This window comes from Metabacillus sp. B2-18, from assembly GCF_021117275.1.
GTDB lineage: Bacteria > Bacillota > Bacilli > Bacillales > Bacillaceae > Metabacillus.
In genome coordinates, this window is sequence record NZ_CP088245.1 from 1,109,730 (window position 1) to 1,135,806 (window position 26,077).

The 26,077-nt window shown below is 37.2% G+C and carries 28 protein-coding genes; 26 read left to right on the forward strand and 2 right to left on the reverse strand.

Annotated elements, in window-relative coordinates; translation table 11 throughout:
- The first annotated feature begins 21 nt into the window (after positions 1 to 21).
- From LPC09_RS05695 to LPC09_RS05740, 10 genes are all read left to right on the forward strand, one after another.
- The gene (locus LPC09_RS05695) at positions 22 to 876 is read left to right on the forward strand and encodes a 3-hydroxyacyl-CoA dehydrogenase family protein (protein ID WP_098795372.1); all 855 of its coding nucleotides are present in this window, start codon (positions 22 to 24) and stop codon (positions 874 to 876) included.
- Positions 877 to 893: 17 nt separating this feature from the next.
- Entirely contained in the window at positions 894 to 1,673 is a 780-nt protein-coding gene (locus tag LPC09_RS05700; RefSeq protein WP_098795371.1) for an enoyl-CoA hydratase-related protein, read from the forward strand.
- A gap of 34 nt (positions 1,674 to 1,707) precedes the next feature.
- Positions 1,708 to 2,883, forward strand: coding sequence for an acetyl-CoA C-acetyltransferase (locus LPC09_RS05705; RefSeq protein ID WP_098795370.1), 1,176 nt, complete (start codon positions 1,708 to 1,710; stop codon positions 2,881 to 2,883).
- 166 nt (positions 2,884 to 3,049) lie between these two features.
- Positions 3,050 to 4,606 (forward strand): class I adenylate-forming enzyme family protein, encoded by a 1,557-nt coding sequence (locus LPC09_RS05710; protein WP_231309185.1) that lies wholly within the window; start codon positions 3,050 to 3,052, stop codon positions 4,604 to 4,606.
- Between the two features lie 20 nt (positions 4,607 to 4,626).
- Complete coding sequence (locus tag LPC09_RS05715) at positions 4,627 to 5,046, forward strand: acyl-CoA thioesterase (RefSeq protein WP_098795368.1); 420 nt, start codon at positions 4,627 to 4,629, stop codon at positions 5,044 to 5,046.
- Positions 5,047 to 5,049: 3 nt separating this feature from the next.
- Positions 5,050 to 6,747 carry an acyl-CoA dehydrogenase family protein gene (locus LPC09_RS05720; protein ID WP_098795367.1) on the forward strand — a complete coding sequence of 566 codons (1,698 nt, stop codon included), beginning with the start codon at positions 5,050 to 5,052 and terminating at the stop codon, positions 6,745 to 6,747.
- 25 nt (positions 6,748 to 6,772) lie between these two features.
- Positions 6,773 to 7,885, forward strand: a complete 1,113-nt coding sequence (locus LPC09_RS05725; RefSeq protein ID WP_098795366.1) for a cupin domain-containing protein — start codon at positions 6,773 to 6,775, stop codon at positions 7,883 to 7,885.
- Positions 7,886 to 7,910: 25 nt separating this feature from the next.
- On the forward strand, positions 7,911 to 8,768 hold the full coding sequence (locus LPC09_RS05730; protein ID WP_098795365.1) for a fumarylacetoacetate hydrolase family protein: 858 nt from the start codon (positions 7,911 to 7,913) through the stop codon (positions 8,766 to 8,768).
- 208 nt (positions 8,769 to 8,976) lie between these two features.
- Positions 8,977 to 10,206 carry an FAD-dependent monooxygenase gene (locus LPC09_RS05735; RefSeq protein WP_231309186.1) on the forward strand — a complete coding sequence of 410 codons (1,230 nt, stop codon included), beginning with the start codon at positions 8,977 to 8,979 and terminating at the stop codon, positions 10,204 to 10,206.
- Positions 10,207 to 10,237: 31 nt separating this feature from the next.
- On the forward strand, positions 10,238 to 10,789 hold the full coding sequence (locus LPC09_RS05740; protein ID WP_098795363.1) for a hypothetical protein: 552 nt from the start codon (positions 10,238 to 10,240) through the stop codon (positions 10,787 to 10,789).
- A 37-nt stretch (positions 10,790 to 10,826) separates the two neighbouring features.
- Here LPC09_RS05740 and LPC09_RS05745 read toward each other — a convergent pair whose 3' ends face one another.
- Complete coding sequence (locus LPC09_RS05745) at positions 10,827 to 11,603, reverse strand: IclR family transcriptional regulator (protein ID WP_098795362.1); 777 nt, start codon at positions 11,601 to 11,603, stop codon at positions 10,827 to 10,829.
- A 151-nt stretch (positions 11,604 to 11,754) separates the two neighbouring features.
- On the opposite strand from LPC09_RS05745, the gene LPC09_RS05750 reads away from it, so the two are divergent.
- The 16 genes from LPC09_RS05750 to LPC09_RS05820 all read left to right on the forward strand — a co-directional run bounded on the left by LPC09_RS05750 (position 11,755) and on the right by LPC09_RS05820 (position 25,538).
- Positions 11,755 to 12,540 carry an IclR family transcriptional regulator gene (locus LPC09_RS05750; protein WP_231309187.1) on the forward strand — a complete coding sequence of 262 codons (786 nt, stop codon included), beginning with the start codon at positions 11,755 to 11,757 and terminating at the stop codon, positions 12,538 to 12,540.
- A 139-nt stretch (positions 12,541 to 12,679) separates the two neighbouring features.
- Positions 12,680 to 13,630: a fumarylacetoacetate hydrolase family protein gene (locus LPC09_RS05755; RefSeq protein ID WP_231309188.1), complete on the forward strand. Its 951-nt coding sequence runs from the start codon at positions 12,680 to 12,682 to the stop codon at positions 13,628 to 13,630.
- Positions 13,627 to 14,127: a DinB family protein gene (locus LPC09_RS05760; RefSeq protein ID WP_231309189.1), complete on the forward strand. Its 501-nt coding sequence runs from the start codon at positions 13,627 to 13,629 to the stop codon at positions 14,125 to 14,127. Before LPC09_RS05755 ends, LPC09_RS05760 begins: the two co-directional genes overlap by 4 nt.
- 11 nt (positions 14,128 to 14,138) lie before the next feature.
- Entirely contained in the window at positions 14,139 to 15,251 is a 1,113-nt protein-coding gene (locus tag LPC09_RS05765) for a cupin domain-containing protein (protein WP_098795358.1), read from the forward strand.
- A 284-nt stretch (positions 15,252 to 15,535) separates the two neighbouring features.
- Positions 15,536 to 16,291 (forward strand): sensor histidine kinase, encoded by a 756-nt coding sequence (locus LPC09_RS05770; RefSeq protein WP_098795357.1) that lies wholly within the window; start codon positions 15,536 to 15,538, stop codon positions 16,289 to 16,291.
- 1 nt (position 16,292) lies between these two features.
- Positions 16,293 to 16,877, forward strand: a complete 585-nt coding sequence (locus tag LPC09_RS05775; RefSeq protein WP_231309190.1) for a response regulator transcription factor — start codon at positions 16,293 to 16,295, stop codon at positions 16,875 to 16,877.
- A 20-nt stretch (positions 16,878 to 16,897) separates the two neighbouring features.
- A complete protein-coding gene (locus tag LPC09_RS27555) occupies positions 16,898 to 17,008 on the forward strand; it encodes a helix-turn-helix domain-containing protein (RefSeq protein ID WP_442920034.1) in 111 nt (36 codons plus the stop codon).
- A gap of 13 nt (positions 17,009 to 17,021) precedes the next feature.
- Positions 17,022 to 18,053: a hypothetical protein gene (locus tag LPC09_RS05780; protein ID WP_098795355.1), complete on the forward strand. Its 1,032-nt coding sequence runs from the start codon at positions 17,022 to 17,024 to the stop codon at positions 18,051 to 18,053.
- Between the two features lie 82 nt (positions 18,054 to 18,135).
- Complete coding sequence (locus LPC09_RS05785; RefSeq protein ID WP_231309191.1) at positions 18,136 to 19,740, forward strand: ABC transporter substrate-binding protein; 1,605 nt, start codon at positions 18,136 to 18,138, stop codon at positions 19,738 to 19,740.
- An 82-nt stretch (positions 19,741 to 19,822) separates the two neighbouring features.
- Positions 19,823 to 20,770 carry an ABC transporter permease gene (locus LPC09_RS05790; RefSeq protein WP_098795354.1) on the forward strand — a complete coding sequence of 316 codons (948 nt, stop codon included), beginning with the start codon at positions 19,823 to 19,825 and terminating at the stop codon, positions 20,768 to 20,770.
- Between the two features lie 12 nt (positions 20,771 to 20,782).
- Positions 20,783 to 21,694 (forward strand): ABC transporter permease, encoded by a 912-nt coding sequence (locus LPC09_RS05795; protein WP_098795353.1) that lies wholly within the window; start codon positions 20,783 to 20,785, stop codon positions 21,692 to 21,694.
- A gap of 30 nt (positions 21,695 to 21,724) precedes the next feature.
- Positions 21,725 to 22,609, forward strand: a complete 885-nt coding sequence (locus LPC09_RS05800) for a DUF1028 domain-containing protein (RefSeq protein WP_098795375.1) — start codon at positions 21,725 to 21,727, stop codon at positions 22,607 to 22,609.
- Positions 22,610 to 22,614: 5 nt separating this feature from the next.
- Positions 22,615 to 23,601, forward strand: a complete 987-nt coding sequence (locus tag LPC09_RS05805; RefSeq protein ID WP_098795352.1) for an ABC transporter ATP-binding protein — start codon at positions 22,615 to 22,617, stop codon at positions 23,599 to 23,601.
- On the forward strand, positions 23,601 to 24,563 hold the full coding sequence (locus LPC09_RS05810; RefSeq protein WP_098795351.1) for an ABC transporter ATP-binding protein: 963 nt from the start codon (positions 23,601 to 23,603) through the stop codon (positions 24,561 to 24,563). Before LPC09_RS05805 ends, LPC09_RS05810 begins: the two co-directional genes overlap by 1 nt.
- A gap of 171 nt (positions 24,564 to 24,734) precedes the next feature.
- Positions 24,735 to 25,226, forward strand: a complete 492-nt coding sequence (locus LPC09_RS05815; protein ID WP_098795350.1) for a DUF2798 domain-containing protein — start codon at positions 24,735 to 24,737, stop codon at positions 25,224 to 25,226.
- Between the two features lie 114 nt (positions 25,227 to 25,340).
- Positions 25,341 to 25,538 carry a cupin domain-containing protein gene (locus LPC09_RS05820; protein WP_098795349.1) on the forward strand — a complete coding sequence of 66 codons (198 nt, stop codon included), beginning with the start codon at positions 25,341 to 25,343 and terminating at the stop codon, positions 25,536 to 25,538.
- A gap of 101 nt (positions 25,539 to 25,639) precedes the next feature.
- On the opposite strand, the gene LPC09_RS05825 is transcribed toward LPC09_RS05820, so the two are convergent.
- Positions 25,640 to 25,966: a LysR substrate-binding domain-containing protein gene (locus LPC09_RS05825; protein ID WP_231309192.1), complete on the reverse strand. Its 327-nt coding sequence runs from the start codon at positions 25,964 to 25,966 to the stop codon at positions 25,640 to 25,642.
- Positions 25,967 to 26,077 lie beyond the last annotated feature (111 nt).

The window sequence follows — 26,077 nt, forward strand, 5'->3', positions numbered from 1 at the left end:
AGAGATTGGGGATGAGATGAGATGGCGATTTCAACAATTGGTGTGGTTGGTGCTGGATCGATGGGAGCAGGTATTGCGAATCTAGCAGCTATGAATAAGTTTAACGTTATTTTAAATGATATTGAGGAGCGTTTTTTAGATGGTGCTCTTAAACGTATTGATAAGTTTATGAGCAAAAGTGTGGAAAGAGGAAAAATGACTGAAGAGCAAAAGCAAGAAGCATTTGCCCGAATTCAAACAACTACTAGCTTAGAAGAAATGAGTGGAGCAGATGTTGTGATTGAGGCAGTTTTAGAGGATCTCTCATTAAAGAAAGAAGTATTTTCAAAGCTTGATAGCATTGTGAACGAAAATTGTATTTTAGCTACAAATACTTCGTCCATGTCTATTACAGAAATTGCTTCTGCAACGAAACGTCCAGAACGTGTGGCAGGGATGCATTTCTTTAATCCAGCACAACTCATGAAGCTTGTTGAAGTAGTTCGTGGCTATAAAACAAGTGATGAAACCATCGAAGAATTGAAAGCGTTATCTAAACAGCTTTCGAAAGAGCCAGTAGAAGTAAAGAAAGATTCTCCTGGATTTATCGTAAATAGAATTATGATTCCACAATTTATTGAAGCGATTAAGCTATTAGAGGAAGGCGTTGCTTCAGCTGAAGATATCGATAAGGCTGTAACGCTTGGATTGAACTATCCAATGGGACCTTTCACTCTTCAAGATTATGCAGGAGTTGAGATTGGTTACCATGTGATGGAGTATTTTAAAGAAGAATTTAATGATAACCATTTTGCACCACCACAATTATTAAAGCAGCTAGTGAGAGCAGGACGTCACGGTAAGAAAACAGGTGCAGGATTTTACGATTACGAATAATGAAGGGGGACTTAATAATGACTTATGAATTTTTATTATGTGAAATTGAAGAAAATGTAGCGGTGGTAACGATTAATAGACCACCGGTTAACCCGTTGAACACCGTTGTTTTTCAAGAACTTTCAACCTTATTTGATGTATTAGATGCAGACGATGAAGTCCGTGCCATCATTCTTACTGGTAGCGGTGAGAAAGCATTCGTGGCAGGAGCTGACATCAATGAAATGGCCAGTCTTGATCTTGTTGGTGTTAATAAGATGAACAAAGTATCTAGAACCGTCTTTTCTAAAATTGAACAAACGACAAAGCCTGTTATTGCGGCACTTAATGGTTTAGCACTTGGTGGAGGCTTAGAGCTTGCTCTAGCATGTGATCTGCGAATTAGCTCAGATCGAGCAAAATTTGCTTTTCCAGAGGTAGGTTTAGGAATCATCCCTGGTGGTGGGGGAACACAGCGATTACAAAAAATTGTTGGTCAAGGAATAGCTAAGGAACTTCTTTACTTCGGTGATATGTTTGATGCGAATAGAGCACTAGAATTAAGGATTGTTAACAAAGTAGTTCCTGCTGAAGAGGTTCTTGGTGCAGCAAAGGAATGGGCAAAGAAATTGGCTCAAAAACCACCAGTTGCACTTCAAATGGTAAAAACAGCAGTAAACGTTGGTGGAAATACGGACTTAGAATCAGGACTTATCATTGAAAGTACTTGCTTTGGGAATGCTTTTTCAACTCAAGACAGAGTCGAGGGACTTCAAGCTTTTGTGGAGAAAAGAAAACCTGTTTATACAGGGAGATAAGAAGCACCATCACTAAAAAATGAGGTGAAATACCATGAAAGATATTGTGATTTTAGAAGGAGCAAGAACACCATTTGCCGAGATTTCCGGATCATTTCGTGAGATTACCGCAACTGACTTAGGCGCAATTGCAGCGAAAGAAGCCCTGCATAGAGCGAAAATTACTGGTGAGGATGTTGATCAGGTTGTATTTGGAAATGTTCAGCAATCAAGTAAAGACGCTCATCTTCTAGCAAGACATGTTGGGTTAAAGGCAGGGACACCGATTGATGTTCCTGCTCTAACCATTAATCGCTTATGTGGCACTGGTCTGGAATCAGTTTTAACGGCAGCACGCTATATTTTAACAAATGAAGCAAATGTAGTATTAGCTGGTGGAACAGAAAGCATGAGTCAGGTGCCTCACGTTATTCGTGGAATGAGATGGGGTAGTCAGCTTGGTGCACCAGTTGTTGAGGATTGGGTATGGGATGGTCTTTATGATACTTATGGAGATTGCACAATGGGAGAAACAGCCGAAAATCTTGCGGCAAAATACAATGTAACAAGAGAAGAAGTAGATCAACATGCACTCTCAAGTCATGAACGTGCATTGGCAGCAAGAGAAAAGGGCTATTTACAGGAAGAAATTGTTCCGGTGACAGTCAAGGGACGAAAAGGCGATAAAGTGATTTCAGAGGATGAACATGTTCGACACACAAGTTTGGAACAGCTTGCTAAATTAAAGGCACGATTTGTTGAAAATGGTGTGGTTACACCTGGGAATGCAAGTGGAATGGTGGATGGAGCTGCTGCAATAGTTGTTGCATCGGGTGACTATGCGGCTGAGCGTGGCTTAAAACCAATTGCACGTTTAGTATCTTGGGAAGTAGTCGGTGTTGAGCCTAAGTATATGGGAATTGGACCGGTTCCAGCTATTCAAGGTGCATTGAAAAAAGCAAATATGACAATAGAAGATCTAGATTTAATTGAAATTAACGAGGCCTTTTCGGCACAATATCTTGCTTGCCAAAAGGTGTTAGGATTTGACTTAGAAATCGGCAATGTAAATGGTGGAGCTGTTGCAATTGGACACCCATTAGCTGCAAGTGGAACAAGAATTTCAACGTCCCTTATTTATGAATTAAGAAGAAGAAACAAAAAATACGGGGCTTCCGCAGTATGTATCGGAGGCGGTCAAGGAATTGCAGCTGTTTGGGAAGCATTATAATTGTTTTCCGGAATAAATATTTAGAATTTTCAAGGAAATGAAAGCGTTGTATCGAATGTTATTAATATGAAATCAGATCGATTTTAGGAAATATACCCTTATAAATATACTAATTTCAATATCTATCACTTGTTAAGAATAGAAACAAGGGAGAGGGATGCTAGGTATGAATCATAAAGAAGATCAAATGACCTTGTATGGTTTACTGAAAAGGACAGCTACCAAGTATGGAGAAAAAGAAGCCATATACGACTTATCGAAACGTGTTTCATACTCTGAGTTTTTTAAAGATGTGAATCGTATTGCAGCAGGGTTAAGGGCTAAGGGGATAAAGAAAGGTGATCGAATTGCTGTAGCATTACCTAATTTTTATGAAACGGCTATTATCTTCTTTGCTGTCGCTAAACTTGGGGGTGTTCTTGTTCCTTTTAACCCAAAGTATAAAAAACATGAAGTGAATTTTATTCTAAATAACTCTGAACCTAAAATTCTTTTCGCTACGAAAGAATTTGAAGAAAACATTGGATTCAAAGAAGTTCTTTATGTTGTACCTGAAGTGATCACGGTCAAATGCAAGCTGGATGGTCTTCCATCGTATGATGAATTACTTGTAAATCATGAAAATGAAGTAGAAGAAGCAGAAATTGATACAACTAACGATATTAATTGTATTCTATATACCTCTGGAACGACAGGAATACCAAAAGGAGTCATGATCACACATCGAAGTGTTGTGCAATCAGCAAACACAATTAAAAGACAACTATATTGTACAGATCAAGATGTATTTGTGATTGCTGCTCCGTTTTTTCATATTTTTGGTATGGCGATTAATCTCTATTGTGCAATATCCTCAGGAGCGCGGATGGTGCTGCAAGAAAAATTCCATCCACAGCAAATGTTAGAGTTGATACAACAAGAAAAGGTGACGATCAAACAAGGTGTTCCAACGATGTTTATTAAAGTGTTGGAAACGGAAAATTTTGATCAGTATGATCTGTCTTCCTTAAGAGCAGGAATCGTAGGAGCATCTGCAATTTCACCAGCAAAAATGAAGGAAATTAGAGAGCGAATGGGAATTAACCTTTGCCAGTCCTACGGAATTACAGAAACAGTATCAGTGACAATGACGCCATACGATGATGATGAAAAAAATATTTGTGAAACAGTCGGCAAGCCAATTCCTGGTGTGCAATTAAAAATTGTAGATGATCAAAGAGAAGAAGTCCCACCTGGTGATATTGGTGAGATTTCTATTAAAAGTTTTGGGATGATGAAGGGCTATTACAAGCTGCCTGAGCAAACGGCTCATGTATTGGATGATGAAGGATGGTTTTATACAGGTGATTTAGGAAAATTAAATGAACAAGGTTACTTAACGTTTGTTGGTAGAAAAAAAGAAATGATTATTCGAGGAGGCTTTAATATTTACCCTCAAGAAATTGAAGGTGTTTTAATGAAGCATCCGAAAATTGCTGAAGCAGCTGTAGTTGGACTTCCAGACGAAACACTAGGTGAAATTGTTTGTGCTGTCATTCGGTTAAAAGATGGAAGAACAAGCACGGAAGAGGAACTGAAAGACTATCTAAAGGAACAGCTTGCTATCTATAAATTGCCTGGGAAAGTAATTTTCACAAAGAACTTTCCAGTAACAGCTAGTGGGAAAATTCAAAAGCTAAAGCTGCGAGATCAATTGGCAGGGGAAATAAGTCGCCCTGTCTAAAGTGAAAGAGGGGCCTTTATATGAAAAACAACTATGATTTTAAGGTGAGATGGGGAGATACAGATGCTGCAGGTATCGTATTTTATCCCAATTTTTATAAATGGATGGATGAAGCAACACATGAATATTTATCAGCTATTGGCTATCCATCTTCCAAGTTATTTCAAGAACAGCAAATAGGCTGTCCGATACTTGAGGCAAATTGTCAATTCAAGCAACCACTTTTATTTGAAGATTCTGTTAGAGTTCAAAGCATAGTTCAGGAAATTCAAAATAAAGTGTTTAAAATTAGTCATGTGTTTTTAAGAGGAGAAAAAGAAATAGCAAAAGGATATGAAGTTCGTGCTTGGACTTCTTTTAAAGAAGAGCCAAAAGCACAGCCAATTCCCGAAGAAGTTCGAGCAAAAATGTTACAGCCTAATCAGCATGTGGAGGTTTAAAACATGCTCAGGGAAAAAAAGAAACAGCATTATCTAACGAATGATGTTGAACTTGATGAAGTATTTATCCCGGAGGATTTTAATCAGGAACATGAAATGATTAAAAACTTAGTTGAGAAGTTTGTTGTGAAAGATGTAAGACCATCACTAGATAAAATAGAAAATCAGCAATTTGATGAAACGGTACGACTGATGAAAGAGGCTGGTGAGCTCGGATTAATCAGTGCAGATATCCCAGAGGCTGTTGGAGGTCTAGGTCTTGGTAAAGTCTCCGCAACGATACTTTCAGAAAAGATGGCACTTGCTCGTTCTTTTGCGATAACATTTGGCGGGCAAACTGGGATTGGTGCTCTTCCGATTGCCTATTTTGGAACAGAGAAGCAAAAAGAAAAGTACTTACCAGAAATTTTAACGGGTGATCTTATTACAGCTTATGCATTAACAGAGCCTGGAGCTGGAACAGATGCTATGAATATAAAAACAACAGCAGTTCCTTCCGAATGTAGTCGTTTTTATATTTTGAATGGTGAAAAGCAGTGGATTTCAAACGCTGGTTTTGCTGGTCTTTTTATCGTGTTTGCAAAAGTGGAGGGAGATAGGTTTACTGCCTTTATTATAGAAAAAAACTTCGATGGAGTATCGATTGGTCCAGAGGAAAAGAAGATGGGGCTAAAGGGATCTTCTACTTGTTCGATACTTTTAGACAATGTGAAGGTTCCTAAGGAAAATATCATTGGTGAAATTGGAAGAGGACATATCATCGCACTTAATGTCTTAAATCTAGGACGACATAAAATAGCTGCCACATCACTTGGAACAGCCAAGCATGCGATTGAGCTAGCGGTCGGTTATGCCAATCAGCGAAAACAATTTGGCCAGCCACTCTCTAGCTTTCATTTAATTAAAGATAAAATTGCCGATATGGCGATCAAAACATATGTAAATGAAAGTTCTATTTATCGAACAGCAGGATTGTTAGAAAAGTCATTTAACCAAATAGCCGATCAAGACGATGTTGCATCAGCAATCAGCAATTTGGCAGTTGAATGCTCTATCAATAAGGTGATGTCTACAGAAACACTAGATTTTGTTGTAGATGAAGCCCTTCAAATGCATGGAGGCTACGGATACATGGCCGAATACGAAATTGAAACATTATATCGTGATTCCAGAATCACTCGTATTTTTGAAGGGACAAACGAAATTAATCGATTAAATATAGCCTTAACATTACTAAAAACGTATGAAAAACCATTTGAGAAAACAAGAGCACAAGATGGAATTCTTATAGAAGAAAGGCAAACTCTTCATCTATTAAAAAATTTGTATCATGCTATGATTTTTTCCATACAAAAATATGATTTGGTTAAGTTAAACGAAGAACAAGAAGTTGCAGCATTCCTTGCTGACCTTGTTTCAAGTATCTATGCAATTGAGAGTGCGATATTAAGAACAGAAAAGGTGATTAAATTATCTGGCTTCGATAGAAACCAACAAAAGCTCGATTACACGATATTGTACACACATGAACAATCACAGCAAGTAGCGATAAGAGCATTAAACCTTCTGCCGCATTTAGGTGATGAAGAATCGTTATCCCAACTTGCATGCCGACTCGTGAGGAGTAGTCAGAAGGACTTTGTAAAGATAAAACGCAGGATTGCTGACATCATTATAAAAGAAGAAAAATATAGATCGTGATCCTAAATAGGGAGAGTGAGTGAAGATGGCAAAAAACGATGTGTTTGTTAAAGAAGAAATGGATCAGTATTACGATGGCATGAAGAAGCAACATTTAGGACCACTTTGGTATGACCTTGGACATATGGTTACAAAGGAGCCCGTTCATGATGTTGAACCATATTTGTGGAAATGGAAAACAATCCGAGAATATGTGTTAAAAGCCGGCGAATTACTTGAACCAGGTAAAGATGCTGAGCGACGCGTTGTTTATTTACAAAATCCAAGTTTATTAAAACGAGGTCTTGTGGGTTACGGTACTCATACTCTTTACGCTGGTATTCAATTGCTTTTACCAGGTGAAAGTGCACCATCACACCACCATTCACAGTCAGCAATTCGCTTTGTTATTGAAGGAGACGGAGCATATACAGCCGTTAATGGTGAGAAAACATATATGGAGCGCGGAGATATGATTTTAACTCCAGCATGGACGTGGCATGAACATAAACACGAAGGAACGGAGCCGATGTTTTGGCTTGATGGACTAGATGTTGGACTAGTGAAAACAATGGCTGCCTCGTTTTTTGAACCATATGAAGAAGAAACCTATCCGATGGAAGCGCCTGAAAATTATTCAACAAAGCAATTTTCAATGGGAGCTTTTAAGAAGCTTAATGAATCAAAGGAGCCTGGTTATCCTTCACCAATCTTTGGATATAAGTTTGATCGAGTGAAGTATTTATTAGATGAAATGACAGAAGCAGATAACGATCCTTATGATGGCTATGCGATTGAGTATATTAACCCAACAACAGGAGGCTCTGCAGATTCGCGAATTGGAACGATGATGCAAAAGCTAAAATCTGGTCAACAAACAAAAGCACATCGACATGTGCATAGTGCCATCTTCCACGTTCTTGAGGGCTCAGGATATACGGTCATTAATGGGGAGAAGTTTGAGTGGGAAAAAGGTGACTTTTTTATCTTACCGCCTTGGAGTTTGCATGAACATGTGAACACTGGAGAGAGTGATGTGTTTCTGTTTTCGTTTAATGATAAACCTGTTATGGAAAAATTAGATCTTGAGTACAGTGAAGTATACGAAGATAACGCTGGTCATCAAATTGTAGAAAAAGTGTTTGTACCGGAAAACTAGCGTTAAGATAAGGAGGTAGCCTTGGATGAAAATCGCAATTTTTAATGAGAATTTACTTGGAATTGTTCAAGGAAATCAAATCATTGACGTATCAAATGCAGTGGAATGGAAGCCGTCTAATCCAGGTGAATCTTTTCAACATCTTATTGAAAACTTTGATGTGTTGAAAGGAAGAATAGAAGATGCTTTAGCAACGAGTACATCATATCCTTTATCTAGTGTAAAACTTCAATCACCTGTACCTTCTACAAAGAAAATTTGGGCTGCACCAGTTAACTATAAAAACCATCAAATTGAAATGAATAAAATGTTTAATAATGCCCCGAGAACAATTGAAGATTTGGCATTATTTCTAAAATCTCCTGAATCACTATCAGGACCGACCGACCCGATTATTCTTCCTTTTAAAGACCGTCGAACAGATCATGAAGCAGAGCTTGGCTATATTGTTGGTAAAAGAGCGAAAAATGTAAAAGCAGAAGATGCGAAAAACTATATTTTTGGTTATTTTGCTCTGCTAGATATATCAATTAGAGGAAATGAAGAGAGAACATGGAGAAAGTCGTTTGATACGTTTACACCAATTGGTCCGTGGATTGTCACTGCTGATGAAATTGAAGATCCTAATGATTTAAACATGACTTTGTGGGTAAATGATGAAATACGTCAGGATGGCAGTACAAAGCATTTAATTTATGATTGCTATAAGTGCTTTGAGGTGGCTTGTAACAATATGACACTAAATGCTGGAGATATTATCGCAACAGGTACTCCAGAAGGCGTTGGTCCAATTGAGCATGGAGATAAGGTAAAGATCGAAATAGAACAAATTGGTGGATTTGAAGTAAATGTTTGTCACGCAGTTGAAAAAATAGAATGCTAGTTTTGAGGACTCATTGTAGAAAGATTTTCTGCCATGAGTCTTTTTGTATGGATGTTAGTAGAGTAACTTTGTTTAGTAAAATTTTAATAGAGTTTTAGAAAAAAACTATTTTTTTGTTCCGTATAGAAGAACAACAGGATAAGAATATCCACTTTAATTTCTTATAATCAAGACAAGAAGAAACATTTTAATTAAAGGGGAGAAGAATATGTCAAATAGAAAGAAATGTGATGTAATCGTTGTCGGTGCTGGTCCGGTTGGACTTGTAGCAGGTCTTGCTTTGCAAAAAAAGGGAATTTCATCTGTTGTGATCGAAGCTGAACCATTTGGACGTGCCCGCCCAGGGAGTCGTGCTATTTATCTGCATAGTGCCACGTTAAAGCTCTTAGAAGAAACATCAAAAGGACTGGGTTTTACTCTAGCAAGAAACGGAATTATATGGCCAGTAAAAAGAACTTTGTACAAAGGTAAAGAAGTGTATGTACGTAATTATGGAATAACTAATAACAAGGATCCTCATAAACTACCGCATTTTACAGCACTTCATCAAGATGAAATTGAGAAACATATTTATGAAGAATGCTTGGAAGCTGGTGTGGAGTTTTCCTGGAATTCAGCTGTAGACAAATTAGTTATTGAAAAAGATCATGTTATTTTAACGACGAAATCTGGTGAAGAATGGGAAGCTAAATACATTATTGGTAGTGATGGAGCTCGTTCTGTAGTGCGGGAACAAGCTGGCTTAAAATTTGAGGGTCCGAGAACAAATGATACTTTTCTTGTCGTCGATGTGAAAGAAGACGCGGAAAACCCTCTACCTCTTGAGAGAACATTCCATTATCAGCACCCTGCAATGGGAGGACGAAATGTGATGTTTGTTCCTTTTAAAGGCGGATGGCGTGTGGACCTTCAACTGTTAGAAAACGATAATCCAGAAGAGTTTTCTGATCTTGAAGGAGTGAAAAAATGGCTACCGAAAGTAATGGATTCAAAATACGCGGAAAGGATTACATGGGTATCAACATATCGTTTTCATCAGGTTGTTGCTAACTCGTTTACAGATGAAAAACACAGAGTTCTTCTTGCGGGGGAAGCAGCTCATTTATTCGCTCCATTTGGTGCTCGCGGTCTAAACTCTGGAGTTCCTGATGCACTGTTAGCTGTTCGTGGAATCGAAAAAGCCCTAAAAGCTAATTCAGAAGAAGAGCGAACAGAAGCCATTGAAGCGGTGGCAAATGAACGAAGAATTGCAGCGCTGTGGAACCGTGACGGCTCTAGCACAGCCCTACATCATTTACAAGGAAATGCTCCTGATATGAATATGAAGCGTGAACTAGCTGCATCACTTGTATCTATTGTTCCTAGATTAGGACGTTGGTTAGATGAAGGTCCTTATGGTCCTAAATTTGGACCACCTGAATTAACAACAAAATATTAACATAAAACCAATCGAAGGGAGCGGAAGATACATGTCTGAGAATATTAATGTTGCAGAAGTTGATTGGCAGACAAAATCTATTGACGCAATGGTGAATAGAATACAAGCTATTCATTGGGGGAAGAAGGCTGGACAGCAAAACCTAGAGGCAGAGGAAAAAGTCATTGAATTTATGGATAATCTTAATGTGAATTCATATGAAATAAAGTGGTTATCAAAAGAAGAAGTACCTGAAACGATTAGCCGTCTTACTTTTGAGGGAAGTGAAATGTGGGAATCTTTAAAAGAAATTCCAGAAGAGTTAAGCCGCAAAATCAAGGAGGCTGGTCATGAAAAGTACCTTTTGGATTTAGGTGATCGCGTGCCGGAACGCATCTTTCATGGTGCTTACTCGCATCTGTTTCAGCAATTTGAAGAAAAGAAAACCGTAGAATATCTAGTTGGTTTAGCCATGTACGTGAGTGTGATGTCATGCACAGCGGAGCTAGCCGAGGGGAAAAATATTTTTATATCAATAGTTGATTTAATTGAGGCTGGTCACTTACCGATAGGACCTGAGGGAAATACGTTTTATCTAATATAGTATTGAAAAACCATCCAGTGTTCTGTTGCTGGATGGTTTATTTAAAGTATCCCAACATTTCAGAAATCTGACTGCCTGCTGCTTTTATTTTATCAATGAAAAGTGGGTACCTATCCTCTGTTATTCGTGATGTTGAACTAATAATTGATACAGAAGCAACTACGTTTTCTGTATAATCATAGATAGGGGCAGCGATCCCGACAAAGCCTTTGTAAAAATGGTCGGGTGTAATGGCATAGCCTTTTTTTCGAATTGTACTCATTTCATCTCTTAATTCTTTTGGATCTGTTAGTGTGAACTCAGTGTAAGAGTAAAAAGTATTCTTTAAAAAGCTGTTGATCCTCTTTTGTTTTTGAAACGCCATAATAGCTAACCCTTCACTTGTACAATGGATAGGATTTTTCCTGCCCATATAGGTTAGGAGTCTTTCAGGCTGATCACATTCTTTTCGAAACAAATAAACAACTTCATGATCCTCGAGAAGGCATATATGAGCGGTTTCTCCTAACTCATCTACAAGGTTGTCTACAATAGGTTGTGCTTCGAGAAAGAGATCTCTATGACTAAACACAACACCACCTAATGTTAGAAGAGATAGTCCTAAGCGATAGTGATTTGTTTTCGGATTTTTAGATAAAAACCCTTCATCAACTAGCCCCGAAATTAATCGATGTGTGGTGCTTTTAGGCAAATCAATGAGTCTGGTAATCTCTGTGACACTTAATTCTTCCTGTCCCATTTTGAACAAACGTAATATTCTCATAGCATTCTTAACAGAAGATAAGATCGCTTTTGCAGGGGGATCATTATTCATTGAGCTTCATTTCACCTCTTTTTAAGAAATTCTTCTTCTATTATACTAAAAGAAGTGTGTTTCCTCTATTTAACAAAGGAGATGTTATGCCTTTAGTGAATTGTTTGATAAGAGTAAAAATGTAAGAGTCTAAAAGAGTGGAGTGAGTGTATTGAAGGAGAAAAGAGACTCATCTCTAGCAAATGCTTTGAGTATTTTGAAAGGCTTTACAATGGATCATCCTGAACAAGGTGTAACAGATGTTGCGAAACATTTAGGGTTAAGCAAGAGCACCGTTCACAGGCTGCTTGCATCTATGGCAAGTGAAGGCTTTGTTTATAAAAATCCCCGTACAAATCGTTACAGCTTAGGAACCTCTGTTTTAACATTAACGAATCTTGTGAGTTCACAGCTACCAATTTTAAATGAATCAGTTCCTGTTTTAAATATGTTAACAGAAAGAACAGGTGAAACCTCACATCTTGGAATTCTTGAGGATCAACATATGATTTATCTTCAAAAGGTTGAGTGTGATAACCCAACTTCACTGTTTACACATATTGGAAAAAGACATCCTATCCATGCAACAAGTATTGGTCAAGCTATTCTAGCCTTTCAGGAGCAGGATGAAAGACACCAACTTTTACCGGAAACGTTGGAATCCTATGCAAACCACACAATAACCTCCCATAAGAGATTATCTGAAAAGATGGATCTAATTAAAGCAGAAAAATATGTTATATGTGACCGAGAACTACAGGAAGACGTGATGGCGATTGCAGCACCAATCTATAATGAGAAGGGCAAAGTGCTGGCAGCCATTAATATTGTCGGACCAGCAAATCGGATAAAAAGTAAGCTGAAAAGTCATCGATTAGTTGAAGAGGTCGTTCGTTCAGGAGAGAAAATAACGGAATTAGTAAGGATGCGAAAATTAAAAAATCGTTACAAAAGCTGAGTATGACATGCTCAGCTTTATTTTTATGATTTTTTCTTATTTGTTCCATATAGAAGAACGATAGAATGTAAGCTCACTATTCATCTCGATATAATATTTAGCAAGAGTAAAACAATTTTACGATTTGGAGGGAATGAGATTGAAACTAGTGATGTTTACGAAAGATGGGATAACACGTTTAGGAGCAATAGAGAATGAAAATGTAATTGATTTAAACGCTGCCTATTGTTCGTTACTTGAGTCAGAAGGGAAGATACGTGCTGAAAAAATTGCTGATGCATTTGTTCCAGGAGAAATGACGGAATTTCTACAAGGTGGATCAGAAAGCATTGAGGAGGCAAAAAAGGCAGTTGCTTATGCGATCAATCATGCTGAAGTAAAGGGACGTAGACTTGTATTTTCCGTTTCTGATGTGAAAATAGAGGCACCTGTTCCTGCTCCTGGCAAAATGATTTGCGTTGGCCATAATTATCGTGAGCATATTTTAGAAATGAAACGTGAACTGCCTCCACATCCGGTTGTCTTTGCGAAATTTGCCAATACAGTTGTTGGACCGCAGGATGATATTCCGTTTCATCCGATTTCAGAGCAGTTAGATTATGAAGCAGAATTTGCCTTTGTTATTGGACAACGTGCACGCAATGTTTCACAAGATGAGGCCCTTAAATATGTAGCAGGATATACGATTGTGAACGATGTTACGTATCGTGATTTACAACGTCGAACATTACAGTGGCTCCAAGGCAAGGCAGTAGATGGAAGCGCTCCAATGGGGCCTTGGTTAGTAACAGCAGATGAATTAGCAGATCCATCTGGCTTAGATATTGTTTTAACGGTGAATGGCGAAGAGCGTCAACGTTCTAATACTGCGAATCTAGTTTTCTCAGTGCCATATCTTGTTGAATTTTTATCGAATATTATGACGCTTGAGCCAGGCGATATTATTCTTACTGGTACACCTGGAGGAGTAGGTGTTGCTCGAGATCCACAGGTGTTTTTAAAAGATGGAGACGTGGTTCGTATTGAGGTTGATCAGGTTGGAGTTCTTGAAAATAAAGTGAAACAAACAGCGGAGGTGCCGGTATCATGACCAAAACATTACAAACGAGCGCCAGTGAATCTGTTCAACAATCTATTCAGAACATCATTCATGTAGTAAAGGGACTATCAGAGAAGGAAATTAGATGGAATCCATCTACGGAAGAATGGTCTATTATGCAAATTATTACTCATGTTGCCGAAGCTATTCCTTATTGGGTGAGGGAAATTCAACAGATAAAAGAACATCCTGATCAAACATGGGGTCGAGGCTTAACGGATGAAACAAGACTGAAAACGGTGTCGGAAGCAAATGTGAACAGTTTGCTGGTTGAAGATGTATTAGACCAACTTGCCTCAGTACCATCTTTTGTTAAAGAAACGCTTCAAGCTCTTTCAAGTGAAGATTTAGAAATAATTGCTCCAAGCCGTAACCCACGCTTTGATGGGAAACCAGTTGAGTTTATCGTAAACCATTTGATCGTGGAGCATGTTGAAAAGCACTATCATCAAATTCAACGTAATTTATCAAAGTATAATCAAGAATAGGGGGAGAAGACATGGCTGAAAAAAATGAATTTTTTAACAGTACGATTGTTCAGGATTTTAATCGAGACATAGAGCAATACCATCTTGGTCCTTTATGGAATGCGATTCCGGATTTAATGAAGCATACACCTGAACCACATGCACAGGCATACTTATGGAAAAGTGAATTGTTAATGAAAAAGCTACAGGAAGCTACACAAATTTTCACTCCAGATCGTGGGGGAGAAAGAAGAGCGATTTACTTACAAAATCCAGGTCTAAATTATAGAAAGCCTTGGGGCTGGGCATCAACGACTCAAACATTATACGCAGCTGTTCAATTAATACAGCCTGGTGAAACAGCACCATCTCATCGACATGTGCAAAACGCACTTCGTTTTGTCATGGAAGGAGAAGGGGCATACTCCATTGTTCAAGGTGAAAGAATCTTTATGGAAAGAGGAGACTTCTTAACAACACCAAACGGCCTTTGGCACGGTCACGGACATGAAGGTGATAAACCGATGATCTGGATGGACTGTCTTGATATTCCAACAATTTATTATCTTGGTGGAACATTCTTTGAACCATATCCAGATCGTATCGAGCAGCCTAGTCTTCCAGATAACTATAGTTCACAACGCTACCAAGGTGGAATGGTTCGTCCGATTTCGGACCGCTATTCAAAAAAAGCTCCTCTTGGGTCTTATAAATGGCAAGGAACAGAGGCAGCAATCAACGGCTTAAGCCGATTTGAGCCAGATCCGTATGATGGCTATGCAGTTGAATACATTAATCCTTCAAATGGAGACACAGCTTGTCCTACCATTGCAGCCTGGATGCAAAAGCTCCCTGCTGGATTTAGAGGGAAAGCACATCGTCATACTCATGCATCCATCTATCATGTACATGAAGGGGAAGGGTATACTATTATCAACGGCGTTCGATTTGATTGGTCAAAAGGAGATTTCTTTGTTGTACCAAACTGGGCGTTACACGAGCACGTTGCTTCAAGTGATAGTTATTTATTTTCAACAAACGATTTACCAATCTTAGAGAAATTCGGGTTGGAGCGTAAACAAGAGTATGATAAAAATAATGGATATCAGACGATAACTGGTGAGTTTACTCCGGTTTTAGGGTAGGTTTATATTGTTGGAATATAGAAGAGAATTGAGGCTTACATTAAAAATGTAAGCCTTTTATTATAGCCTGCTTGAAAAGGAAAAGTATTTACTACTTCATTATATTGGAAGTCCGAAGACAAAGGTATACATCTTTATTGAAAGTGTTTTTTATACACATAAAAATTACAATGGCATATTTTCTTCCAACTTCATTGAAATATTTATCATATTTTCCAATACTAGCATTATGCTAGGAAAATATAGTATGATAATAAATAAAATTCAGATAATTGGTGAAAGTGATGATTACTTATGAAAGTTTCTTTCTTATTATTCTCTTTAGTATAATTGGCCCTGTTTTTGGGTTTCTTGCATTGATTTTTTATAATTTATATGAAAAACAAGTTAGTCTCCTACAGGTTGAGAACAGGCAGATTACCTTGGAAAAAGAGTTAGAAACTAGTCGCTATATGCAATTAAATCAACAAATTCAACCTCATTTTTTATTCAATTCATTAAATTCCCTCTACAGTTTACTTCGATTACAAAAGTATGACAAACTTTCAAAGTCATTTGAGCATATGGTCCTGTTTCTACGTTCAAAATATCAGGAAAAAGATTCTTTGTATCCTTTGCAGGAAGAGATTTCTTACACAGAACATTATCTAGAAATTCAAAAAATCCGATTCGGAGATAGACTTTCTATAAATTGGGAAATAGATTCTGCAAGTGAAAGGGCTTTAATTATTCCTTACCTCCTGCAAACATTAGTAGAAAACGCATTTAAGCATGGACTTGAAGTGATAGAAGGTGAATTGGTGTTAACCATTTTAATTGAGAAAACAAATGCTCAATCAATTTTACTTCATGTAAAAGATAATGGACCAGGTTTCAGAAAGGAATCAGCACCTGTTTCAGGAATTGGGTTAAGCAACATAGAGAAACGACTGAGCCTACTTTTTGGAAATGAGGGACAAATACATATAACTTATGAAAATTATGGACATATTTCCGTAGAATGGCCATACATAGAGAAAACAGAAGAAGGGGTTGGTTAGGGTGAGATGTTTATTACTGGATGATGAGCCTTTAGAAATAGAACAATTAGAATTACTAATTCAGCGTCATTTTCCAAACTGGCAAATAGAAAAAGCTTATAATGGCACACAAGCCATGAAAATTATTGAAAAGCTTGAAAAACATGGGGCAACCCTAGAATTGGCTTTAGTAGATATTAAAATATCAGGGAAAAATGGTCTAGATATTGCTGAGAGTATAAAGGAGAGAATGCCTGACCTAAATGTTGTAGTTATCTCAGCTTTTCAAGAATTCGAGTATGCAAGAAAATCACTTTCCTTAAAAGCAATTGATTATTTAGTAAAACCAGTCATAGAAAGTGAATTTGTTAAAATCCTTACCAGCCTTGTCGAGGAAAATCCCGAGTATGGAATTTCTTCAGAAATTGTGCAAAAAGTTATGACGATTGTAAAAGAACAATACCATCAGCCTTTAAAGCTTGCAGAGCTGTCAAAGGGGCTGCATATTAATGCAAATTATTTAAGTCGTATTTTTAACGAAGAGGTTGGCATGGCATTTTCTGATTATTTACTTCATTTTAGAATCGAACAGGCAAAAATTTACTAAGGAAGCAACGTCATTGGAGTATTCAACGTGTTGCAGAGGAATGTGGATTTAATAGCCAGCATTATTTTAGTACTTCATTTAAAAAAATAATGAGTACAACACCTTTAAAATTCCGAAATTCAGCTGGATAATAGGAGAAACTTTATGGAACATCATAAACCAAAAAGCATTACGTTTTTAATTGGTGGTGGGGCCTCGGTTAGTCTTATTTTTCTAACAGGAGAAATGGTAATAAGCTATGGAGCTTTAGTCGGTTTAAGTTTAGTATCAGCATTTATTATTATTTGCACGTTATTTATTCCATTTTTAAAAAAGCAAGAAATAAGAGAGTCTTGGTTAAGAAGAGTTATTCACTCTTTCCATTTTATTGAAATTTTGTTATTGCATATTTTTATTGCTTCTACTATTCTAGTTTCTGTATTTCATTTTCATGTTCTTATAGCCATTATCACTAGTCTTCTGTTAACTACATTGTTAGTCATTTTAACAAGGTATTCTTCGTACATGCCGTCTATTTTCATGATCATTAATTTAACTTTTTTATTCAGTTTAGCCATCTTCTTAACAAATTATATTTATCTACAAGAAGGTCTAGAGACGGTCTATCATAATTTACTTCATTATCATCCAGAGGTTTTACATATCTATTATGATAATCAAAGTCTTGTTTATTGGTTAACTTTACTTGTCATTTTTACGAAATTATATATTCAATTACCAACCTTTGAACAGTTTTCAAAGTCAATAGTTGGGAATGGGATAAGTCGTTTATTTGTTGGCGCAATTATTTATGTGACTCTTATTTTATCCTTTTCTACAATGACAATTGTCGCAATCACCCAAAATTTGCCCTCAGAGAATGTAAACGAGCTTCTTATCCTTTTAATTGAAGAAAAATCTGATTCATTTATTTTTCTAACTATTATGTTGACATTTTATATGCTTTCACTCATATCGAATGCAATAAAGTATAACGAGTATAAAGAAAAGTATGGAGAAGCTAAGAAATTAACTTTTATTATTTTGGGAGTTGCAACTATCTTAGTAGTCTATTTATTATTTCAGTACCAAATAAGTTTTCTATTGTTTTATGTCTACTCTTCATTGTTTATCTTTGTTCTTATCCTGTTAAAAGGTTGTACTTCAATTATTTTTAAAATAAGTAACAATATTTAAAAAAGTCAGAAAAATATTGAAAAAATATTTTTCTGACTTTTTTTATAATGAAATTGTACCAATATTAAAGGGGGTTAAAATATTGATAAACAAAAGAAATAGTATTCTCGCTTTGTTGTTAGTATGTGTGCTTATGATTAGTGCATGTTCTTCACAAACAACAAACGAGGAAGGCGAAGCAACAAATGAGGGTGGAAGTAAGTCGATTGTTGTTGGATTAGAGGCAGAGCCAACAACACTGGATGCCCATCAAATGTCAGACTATAACTCTAGTAGAACTGCGATGGAAATTTATGACCAACTTGTTCAATTTAAAGATGAAAGCACTGAGCTTGAACCAGATCTAGCTGAGAAATGGGATGTGTCAGATGATGGATTGGAATATACGTTTTACCTAAAACAAGACGTAAAATTCCATGATGGCACACCATTTAATGCTGAAGCTGTTAAGTTCAGTTTTGAAAGACAAATTGATCCAAACCATCCGTTCCATAATACAGGGCAATATGCGTATGCAGAATTTACGTTTGGAACAGTTGATAAAATTGAAGTGGTAGATGAATTTACAGTAAAACTTACATTAAAAGAACCATTTGCTCCATTTTTAAGCAACTTAGCTATGCATGCAGCTAGTATTGTAAGTCCAACAGCTGTTGAGAAATATGGTGCTGATTTCACAAAAAATCCGGTTGGTACAGGTCCATTTAAATTTGTAAGCTGGGATCCAGGTATTGAAGTAGTTTTAGAGAAAAATACGGATTATTTTAAAGGTGAACCAAATGTAGATCAGTTAATTTTTAAACCGATAACTGAAGCACAAACTCGTTTGGCAGAGCTTGAAGCAGGAAACATTGATATGATTGTGAACGTTCCGCCGGATGATTTAGAGCGTCTTAAGAGTGATGAAAACTTACAAGTTATCGAGCAAGCAGGCATGCATACTTGGTGGACAGCGTTTAATACACAAAAAGAACCATTTAATAATGTGAAAGTTCGTCAAGCTGTTAACTATGCAATTAACAAAGAAGCGATTGTGGATGGAATTCTTCAAGGAACAGGTGAATTAGCTAATACACCGTTACCACCGACAATCTGGGGTCATAATCCGAATGTAGAAAATTATGAATACGATCCTGAGAAAGCAAAAGAACTATTAGCTGAAGCTGGCTATGCAGATGGATTTGACGTAACATACTGGGTTCCTGAATCTGGTTCTGGTATGCAACAACCTCAAGCGATGGCAGCTGCTATCCAAGCGGACCTTAAAGAAGTAGGCATTAATGTTGAAATTCAAACATTAGAGTGGGGAGCTTATTTAGATAAGGTTTTCCTTCCACCTGATCAAAATGATATGGATATGCATCAAATGTCATGGGTTGGAGATAATGGAGATCCTGATAACTTCTTATACATTCTTTTAAGTAGTGAACAATGGCCAACAGCCGGCTTTAACGATTCCTACTACAAAAATGATAAAGTAGATGAATTGTTGGCAAAAGCACGTGTAACGAAGGATAAAGGTGAACGTACAACAATGTATGAAGAAGCACAAAAACTGATTATGGAAGATGCTCCATTAGTTGTGTTAGATCATGAAAAACAAATCATTGTTGCGAACAACAGAGTAAAAGACTTTGCTCTTCACCCAACAGGTGTGTTCCGCTTTTCAGGAGTAAAGGTGGAGTAGATAGTACGTCTAAAGGGGAGCTTGTCTCCTCTTTGGTTTTTGAATGGATGAATAAAGAAGTGTTTTGAAAGAGGTGGTTAACATGGCTTCATATATCATTAAAAGGTTGGTTAGTTTAGTGCCGGTTCTGATTGGTGTGACGATTTTAGTATTTTCGATCATGCATCTATCACCAGGGGATCCAGCGAAAATCATGTTAGGTCCAAAAGCAACGGAGGAATCAATTAAAGCACTAAATGCTCAATTAGGTCTCGATCAGCCTTTATATGTTCAATACTTTTCTTGGATCGGAAATGTGTTAACTGGTGATTGGGGAAGATCATTGCAAATGAAGATGGAAGTACTACCACTTGTCATGGATCGCTTCAATGCTACGTTGATTCTCACATTTTTTAGTGCCATTTTAGCAGCTGTCATTGGAATTGGTGTAGGTATTGTATCTGCTTACAGAAAATATTCGTGGATTGACAGAGGTCTTATGTTGTTTGTTTTATTCGGGTTCTGTTTACCTGTGTTTTGGCTTGGACTTATCTTACAAATTATCTTTGGCCTCAAATTAAATATCCTTCCAATGTCCGGCATGTACTCTCCGGGTACAACAGGATTTGCTGATCTTTTCATGCATATTATCCTACCATCTTTAGCGTTATCAGCGGGGGCAGGTGCAGTCATAGCTAGGATGACTCGTTCAAGCATGTTAGAGGTGTTTGAGCAGGACTATATCCGAACTGCCCGTTCAAAAGGAATTACAGAAAGAAAAGTCGTGTATGTTCATGCCTTGAAAAATGCTTTTATTCCAGTGTTAACAGTCTTAGGTATGCAAATCGGCTATTTATTAGCTGGAGCTGTATTGGTCGAGATGGTTTTCTCGTGGCCGGGAATAGGGACATTAATGATTAATGGAATTTTAGCACGAGACTTTCCTTTAGTTCAGGGGATTATCCTTTTTGTGGCATCAACTTATGTGTTAATTAACTTAATTGTCGATATTTTATATGCATTATTAGACCCAAGGATTTCTTATCGTTAGGTGGTGTGAAAGATGGAACCAGTAGTTAATCACGAACAACTTCCTCCTTATCAAAAGATAGAAGAGGAAAAGTCAAAAAAGGCTAAGGGGCCTTGGCAGATTGCAATCAAAAAACTATCAAGAGATAAGGCTGCGGTAACAGGGTTAATAATATTAGCTGTTATTGCAATACTTCTACTTGCAGCCCCGATTCTTCCTATTCAAGATCCTGATGAGGTGAACTTAGGTAATCGTCTCCAGCCGATAGGGACGGCAGGAAATATTTTAGGAACAGATGATTTAGGAAGGGACTTGTTAAGCCGATTAATTTGGGGAGGAAGAGTATCGGTCGCAATTGGATTTATTGCTGTTGCGATTGCTTTGTTCTTTGGAACAATTCTAGGCTTAATTGCAGGATATTTTCAACGTTTTTTTGATGGGGTCATTATGAGGTTTATGGATATCTTAATGGCATTTCCTTATGTTTTATTGGCTATTGCAATTATTGCAGCTTTAGGACCTGGTTTATTAAATACGATGATTGCCGTTAGTATCGTAGGTATTCCTTATTACGCGCGAATCGTTAGAGGGAGTGCCCTTATGTATCGAAATATGGAATTTGTGTTAGTAGAACGTGCGTTAGGAGCAGGGCATGGTCATATTATTTTTCATCATATCTTACCGAACTGTCTGCCACCATTAATTGTTGCAGCTAGCTTAGATATAGGATGGATGATTCTCGCTGCTTCAGGTATGAGCTTTTTAGGATTAGGTGCACAGCCGCCTATGTCTGAATGGGGAGTTATGCTAAGTGAGGGTCAAAAATTTATTCGTGTTGCCCCACATGTGAGCTTGCTACCGGGATTCGCGATATTTTTAGTTGTTCTTTCACTTAATTTAGTCGGAGATGGATTACGTGATGCACTTGATCCAAAATCAAAATAAGAAAAAAAGGATGATGATGACATGAAAAAGATGAATAAAATTCCACGTGATTTTGTAAATACATTTTCTATTGTAGGATATGATCCGGCTACAAAAGAACATGGCGTAGCCGTTGCTTCAAAGTTTCTTTCTGTTGGATCATTAGCTCCTTATGCCAAAGCTGGAGTTGGGGCAGTTGCCACTCAATCGTGGGTAAATGTGGATTATGGAATAAAAGGACTTCAGTTAATGGAAAGTGGATTAAGTGCAGAAGAAGCATTACATGTAGTAACAAAAGGTGATGAAAAGTTAAGCGTTAGACAGGTAGGGTTTGTTGATGCTAATGGGAAAAGTGCAACATTCACAGGTGAAGAATGCTTTAATTGGGCAGGCGGGATTGCTGGAGAGAACTTTGCATGTCAAGGAAACATATTAGTTGATGAGAATACAGTAAAGGCAATGAGTGAAACATTTCAGAAAACAGAAGGGACACTTGCAACTAGGCTAGTAAAAGCTTTGCTTGCTGGAGAAGAAGCAGGCGGTGACAGTCGTGGTAAACAATCAGCATCACTATTAGTTGTAAAAGAAAATGGCGGATATGGTGGTTATACTGATCGTTATATAGATTTACGTGTTGATGATCATCAGGAGCCTGTTGTAGAACTGCAAAGACAATTACAGTTACATCAATTATATTTTGAAAGAACGTTAGCTGAGGATGTTGTACCTGTAGAAGGTGAGCTTAAGAAACAACTTGCTGTAAAATTGTGTAAACTTGACTATTTAAAATCAGATGATGCTACCGAGGAGGAGCTATTTGAGGCCCTTTATTCCTTCCATCTTATTGAAAACTTTGATGAAAGAGTGCAGGAAAAAGGATTTGTCGATTTAAAAGTAGTTGAGTTTATTAATGAATTCGCGGAGCGAGAGGACTGATAGAAATGACAGCTCTCTTAGAGGTAAAAGATTTAGAAGTCCGTTTTAAAAAGGACCGCAAATATGTGTCAACGATTAATGGAGTCAGCTTCAATGTAATGCTGGGTGAAACTGTTGGGATTGTTGGAGAATCAGGATGCGGTAAAAGTGTTACTTCTCTTTCAGTGATGGGTTTATTACCAAAGGAATATAGTCAATTGGGTGAAAATAGCAGCATCGAATTTAATGGAAAAAGAATAAATGGGATTTCTGATTTAGACTATCAACGAATAAGAGGAAATGAAATCGCGATGATTTTTCAAGACCCAATGTCTTCTTTGAACCCGGTACTAACAATTGGCTATCAAATGGTCGAAATGATTCGCAACCATACAGATTTAAATAAGAAACAAGCAAAAGCTAGAGCGGCAGAAATGCTTGAAAAGGTTGGGATTCCAAGAGCAAATCAAATCTTAAATGAGTATCCGCATCAGCTTTCTGGTGGGATGAGACAGCGGGTTATGATTGCGATGGCTCTTTCTTGTAATCCAAAATTACTTATCGCAGATGAACCAACAACGGCCCTTGATGTAACTATACAGGCGCAAATTCTCGACTTAATGAAAACACTTCAAAAGGAATTTAGTACAGCAATCATGCTTATTACGCATGATTTAGGGGTTGTAGCAGAAGTGTGTGATAGAGTCATTGTTATGTATGCTGGTAGAGTTGTTGAGGAAGCAACAGTGGCTGAAATCTTTAATAACCCAAAGCATCCTTATACGAAAGGACTATTAGAGTCAATTCCTAGTTTATCGGATGAAAAAGACCGTTTACATGCAATTCCAGGTTCTGTCCCATTGCCTGAAGAAATGCCAGCAGGCTGTCGATTTGCGCCAAGATGTGTACATGCAACAGAGTCTTGTTATCAGTTGATTCCACCAAGACTAAAAATATCTGACAATCAATATACAAGTTGTTGGCTTTACAGTGAGGATGGTGGCGTAGGATAATGGAAGAGTTATTAACAGTAAAAAATCTAAAAAAATACTTTCCTATTAAAAAAGGAATTTTTAGTAGAGAAGCTGGCAGTGTAAAGGCTGTTGATGATGTAACCTTCTCATTATTTGAGGGTGAAACATTAGGTCTTGTAGGGGAAAGTGGGTGCGGCAAGTCTACATTAGGTAGAACTGTTCTTCAATTGTTTAAGCCTACCGAGGGAGAGGTTCTTTATAAAGGTAATAACATATCAAACATGTCTTTTAAAGAATTAAGACCATACAGAAAAGATATGCAAATGATCTTTCAAGATCCTTATTCTTCTTTAAATTCACGAAAAACAATCAAAAGTATTTTGATGGAACCATACCAAATCCATTCATTGTATACAAATAAAGATCGTGAAGAAAGGGCAGATGAAATGCTAGAGAAGGTTGGCTTAAATCGATTGTTTGCCAATCGATATCCACATGAATTTAGTGGTGGTCAGCGTCAGCGGATAGGGATTGCAAGAGCCTTAATGCTAGAGCCGGATCTAATTATTGCAGATGAACCTGTTTCAGCATTAGATGTTTCTGTTCAGGCACAGGTATTAAACTTAATGCGTGACCTTCAAGAGGAGTTTAAGTTGACCTATTTATTTATTGCTCATGATCTAAGTGTTGTAAAGCATTTTAGTACAAGAGTTGGGGTCATGTATCTTGGCAGAATGGTAGAGCTATCCGATAAAGAAAACTTATATAAAGAACCTCTGCATCCTTATACCCAGGCTTTGTTATCAGCAGTTCCTGTCCCTAAAGTAGGTGGAGCAAGAGAGAGAATTATTTTAAAGGGTGACGTTCCTAGTCCAGATAATCCGCCGAGTGGCTGTGCTTTTCATACAAGATGTGCACAGTGTATGCAAGTTTGTAAGGAAGAACGACCACTACTGAAGGAAGTGGCAAAGGGAAGGTATGTGGCTTGTCATCTTTATTAAATAAATTCTTCAAATATTAAGTAAAAAGGCTTCAATTCCAACTAGGGGTTGAAGCCTTTTTATTTCTTTTGTGCTCAAAATAAATTTTATTATTCACAAAATGTTCACTTACGAGGAAATTTTATAATCGATATACTTACAAAAGCACAAACAACAGGAAGGATGAGTAATTTGCCAACAACAAAAAAAGAAGGTATTTATTTTGGTTTGATGATGTGTACCGGTATGGTCATTGTGATGGGGTTTTATAATATGATTCTTACTGGAATGCTTGGAGAAATTACATTTATTGAAGGACTTGTTCAACTTTTAAGTGCATTTATTGTAGCATTATTGCTTGATTTATTTTTAGTTGGTCCTTATGCGAAAAAGATTGCCCTATCATTACCATTTGATAAGTCTAAGAAAGTTTATATGATCCTGTCTATTTCATTCTTTATGGTGCTAGGTATGGTCATTTTTATGTCACTTTATGGAGTCATTGCTGCTTACTTATCTAATGGGCTATCAACAGATTCTTTTTTACAAAGTTACCTGTCTACAGCAGCTAAAAACTTTGCTTTAGCATTTCCACTACAGCTTATTGTAATGGGGCCACTTGTTCGATTTTTGTTTATGAAGTTTGTTAAAGGTGAAACAAGAAACATAGTGGAGTCAGTGTAAATTAAATGGCTCATAAAACAGGTTGCGCATGAAAGAGCTCCTGTTTTTATGTTTAAGGTCAAATGATCTGATATGATTATTGTGATAAAATTAGTGTTTTTAGAGGTGTATCATATGAACCATGACCAGTTAGATCAATATCTTCGCAAGCTTGATGAGATTGAAAAAATTCAAATTCTAACGAATGAAAACATTAACGACTTTGATGGCAGGGAGGAGCTAGTGGTCAAAGATGGTCAATCGATTCCACGTTTGGATGAAAAGTATTTTTTTGATAAAGGTCCTATTTTAATAAGTAAACACCATCGATAAGCCGACCTGCCTTTACATATGCCACATTTATTGAAATGAATTATGTGTAATCTGGTGAGTGCCACAGGAAGAGGGAGATCCAAAATCCCAAAGGTACCCTTCTATGAATCAGCTAATAAATCTTCAGTGATAAACTCCAAAAGCGCCCTCACAGCATACGACTGATACCGATCTATTTTCGTAATAATCCCAAGCTCCCACATTGGTGGAGAGGCTAAGGGAATCATCTTAATAGCCTGCTGATCCATTTTTTCATAAATGGATTTTGGTAGAAGTGTAATACCTAATTCAGCTCCAACGAGTTCTGTGATTAAGTCCCATTGCGAGCTTTCATAAACGATATTTGGATGAAAGCCAGTTTCCTTGCAATGTTTAATAATGAGCTCATGTAATGCAAATTCTCTATTAAATAAAAGTCTCTTCACCATTTTCTGTGATAAACACCTATCCCAGAAATAAGTTAGCTTGATTGTGTCGCAATCAAACTATCTCCTTCTTCAGCTTGTAGACTACTTAGTTAGTAACTTGGATGCGGTCAA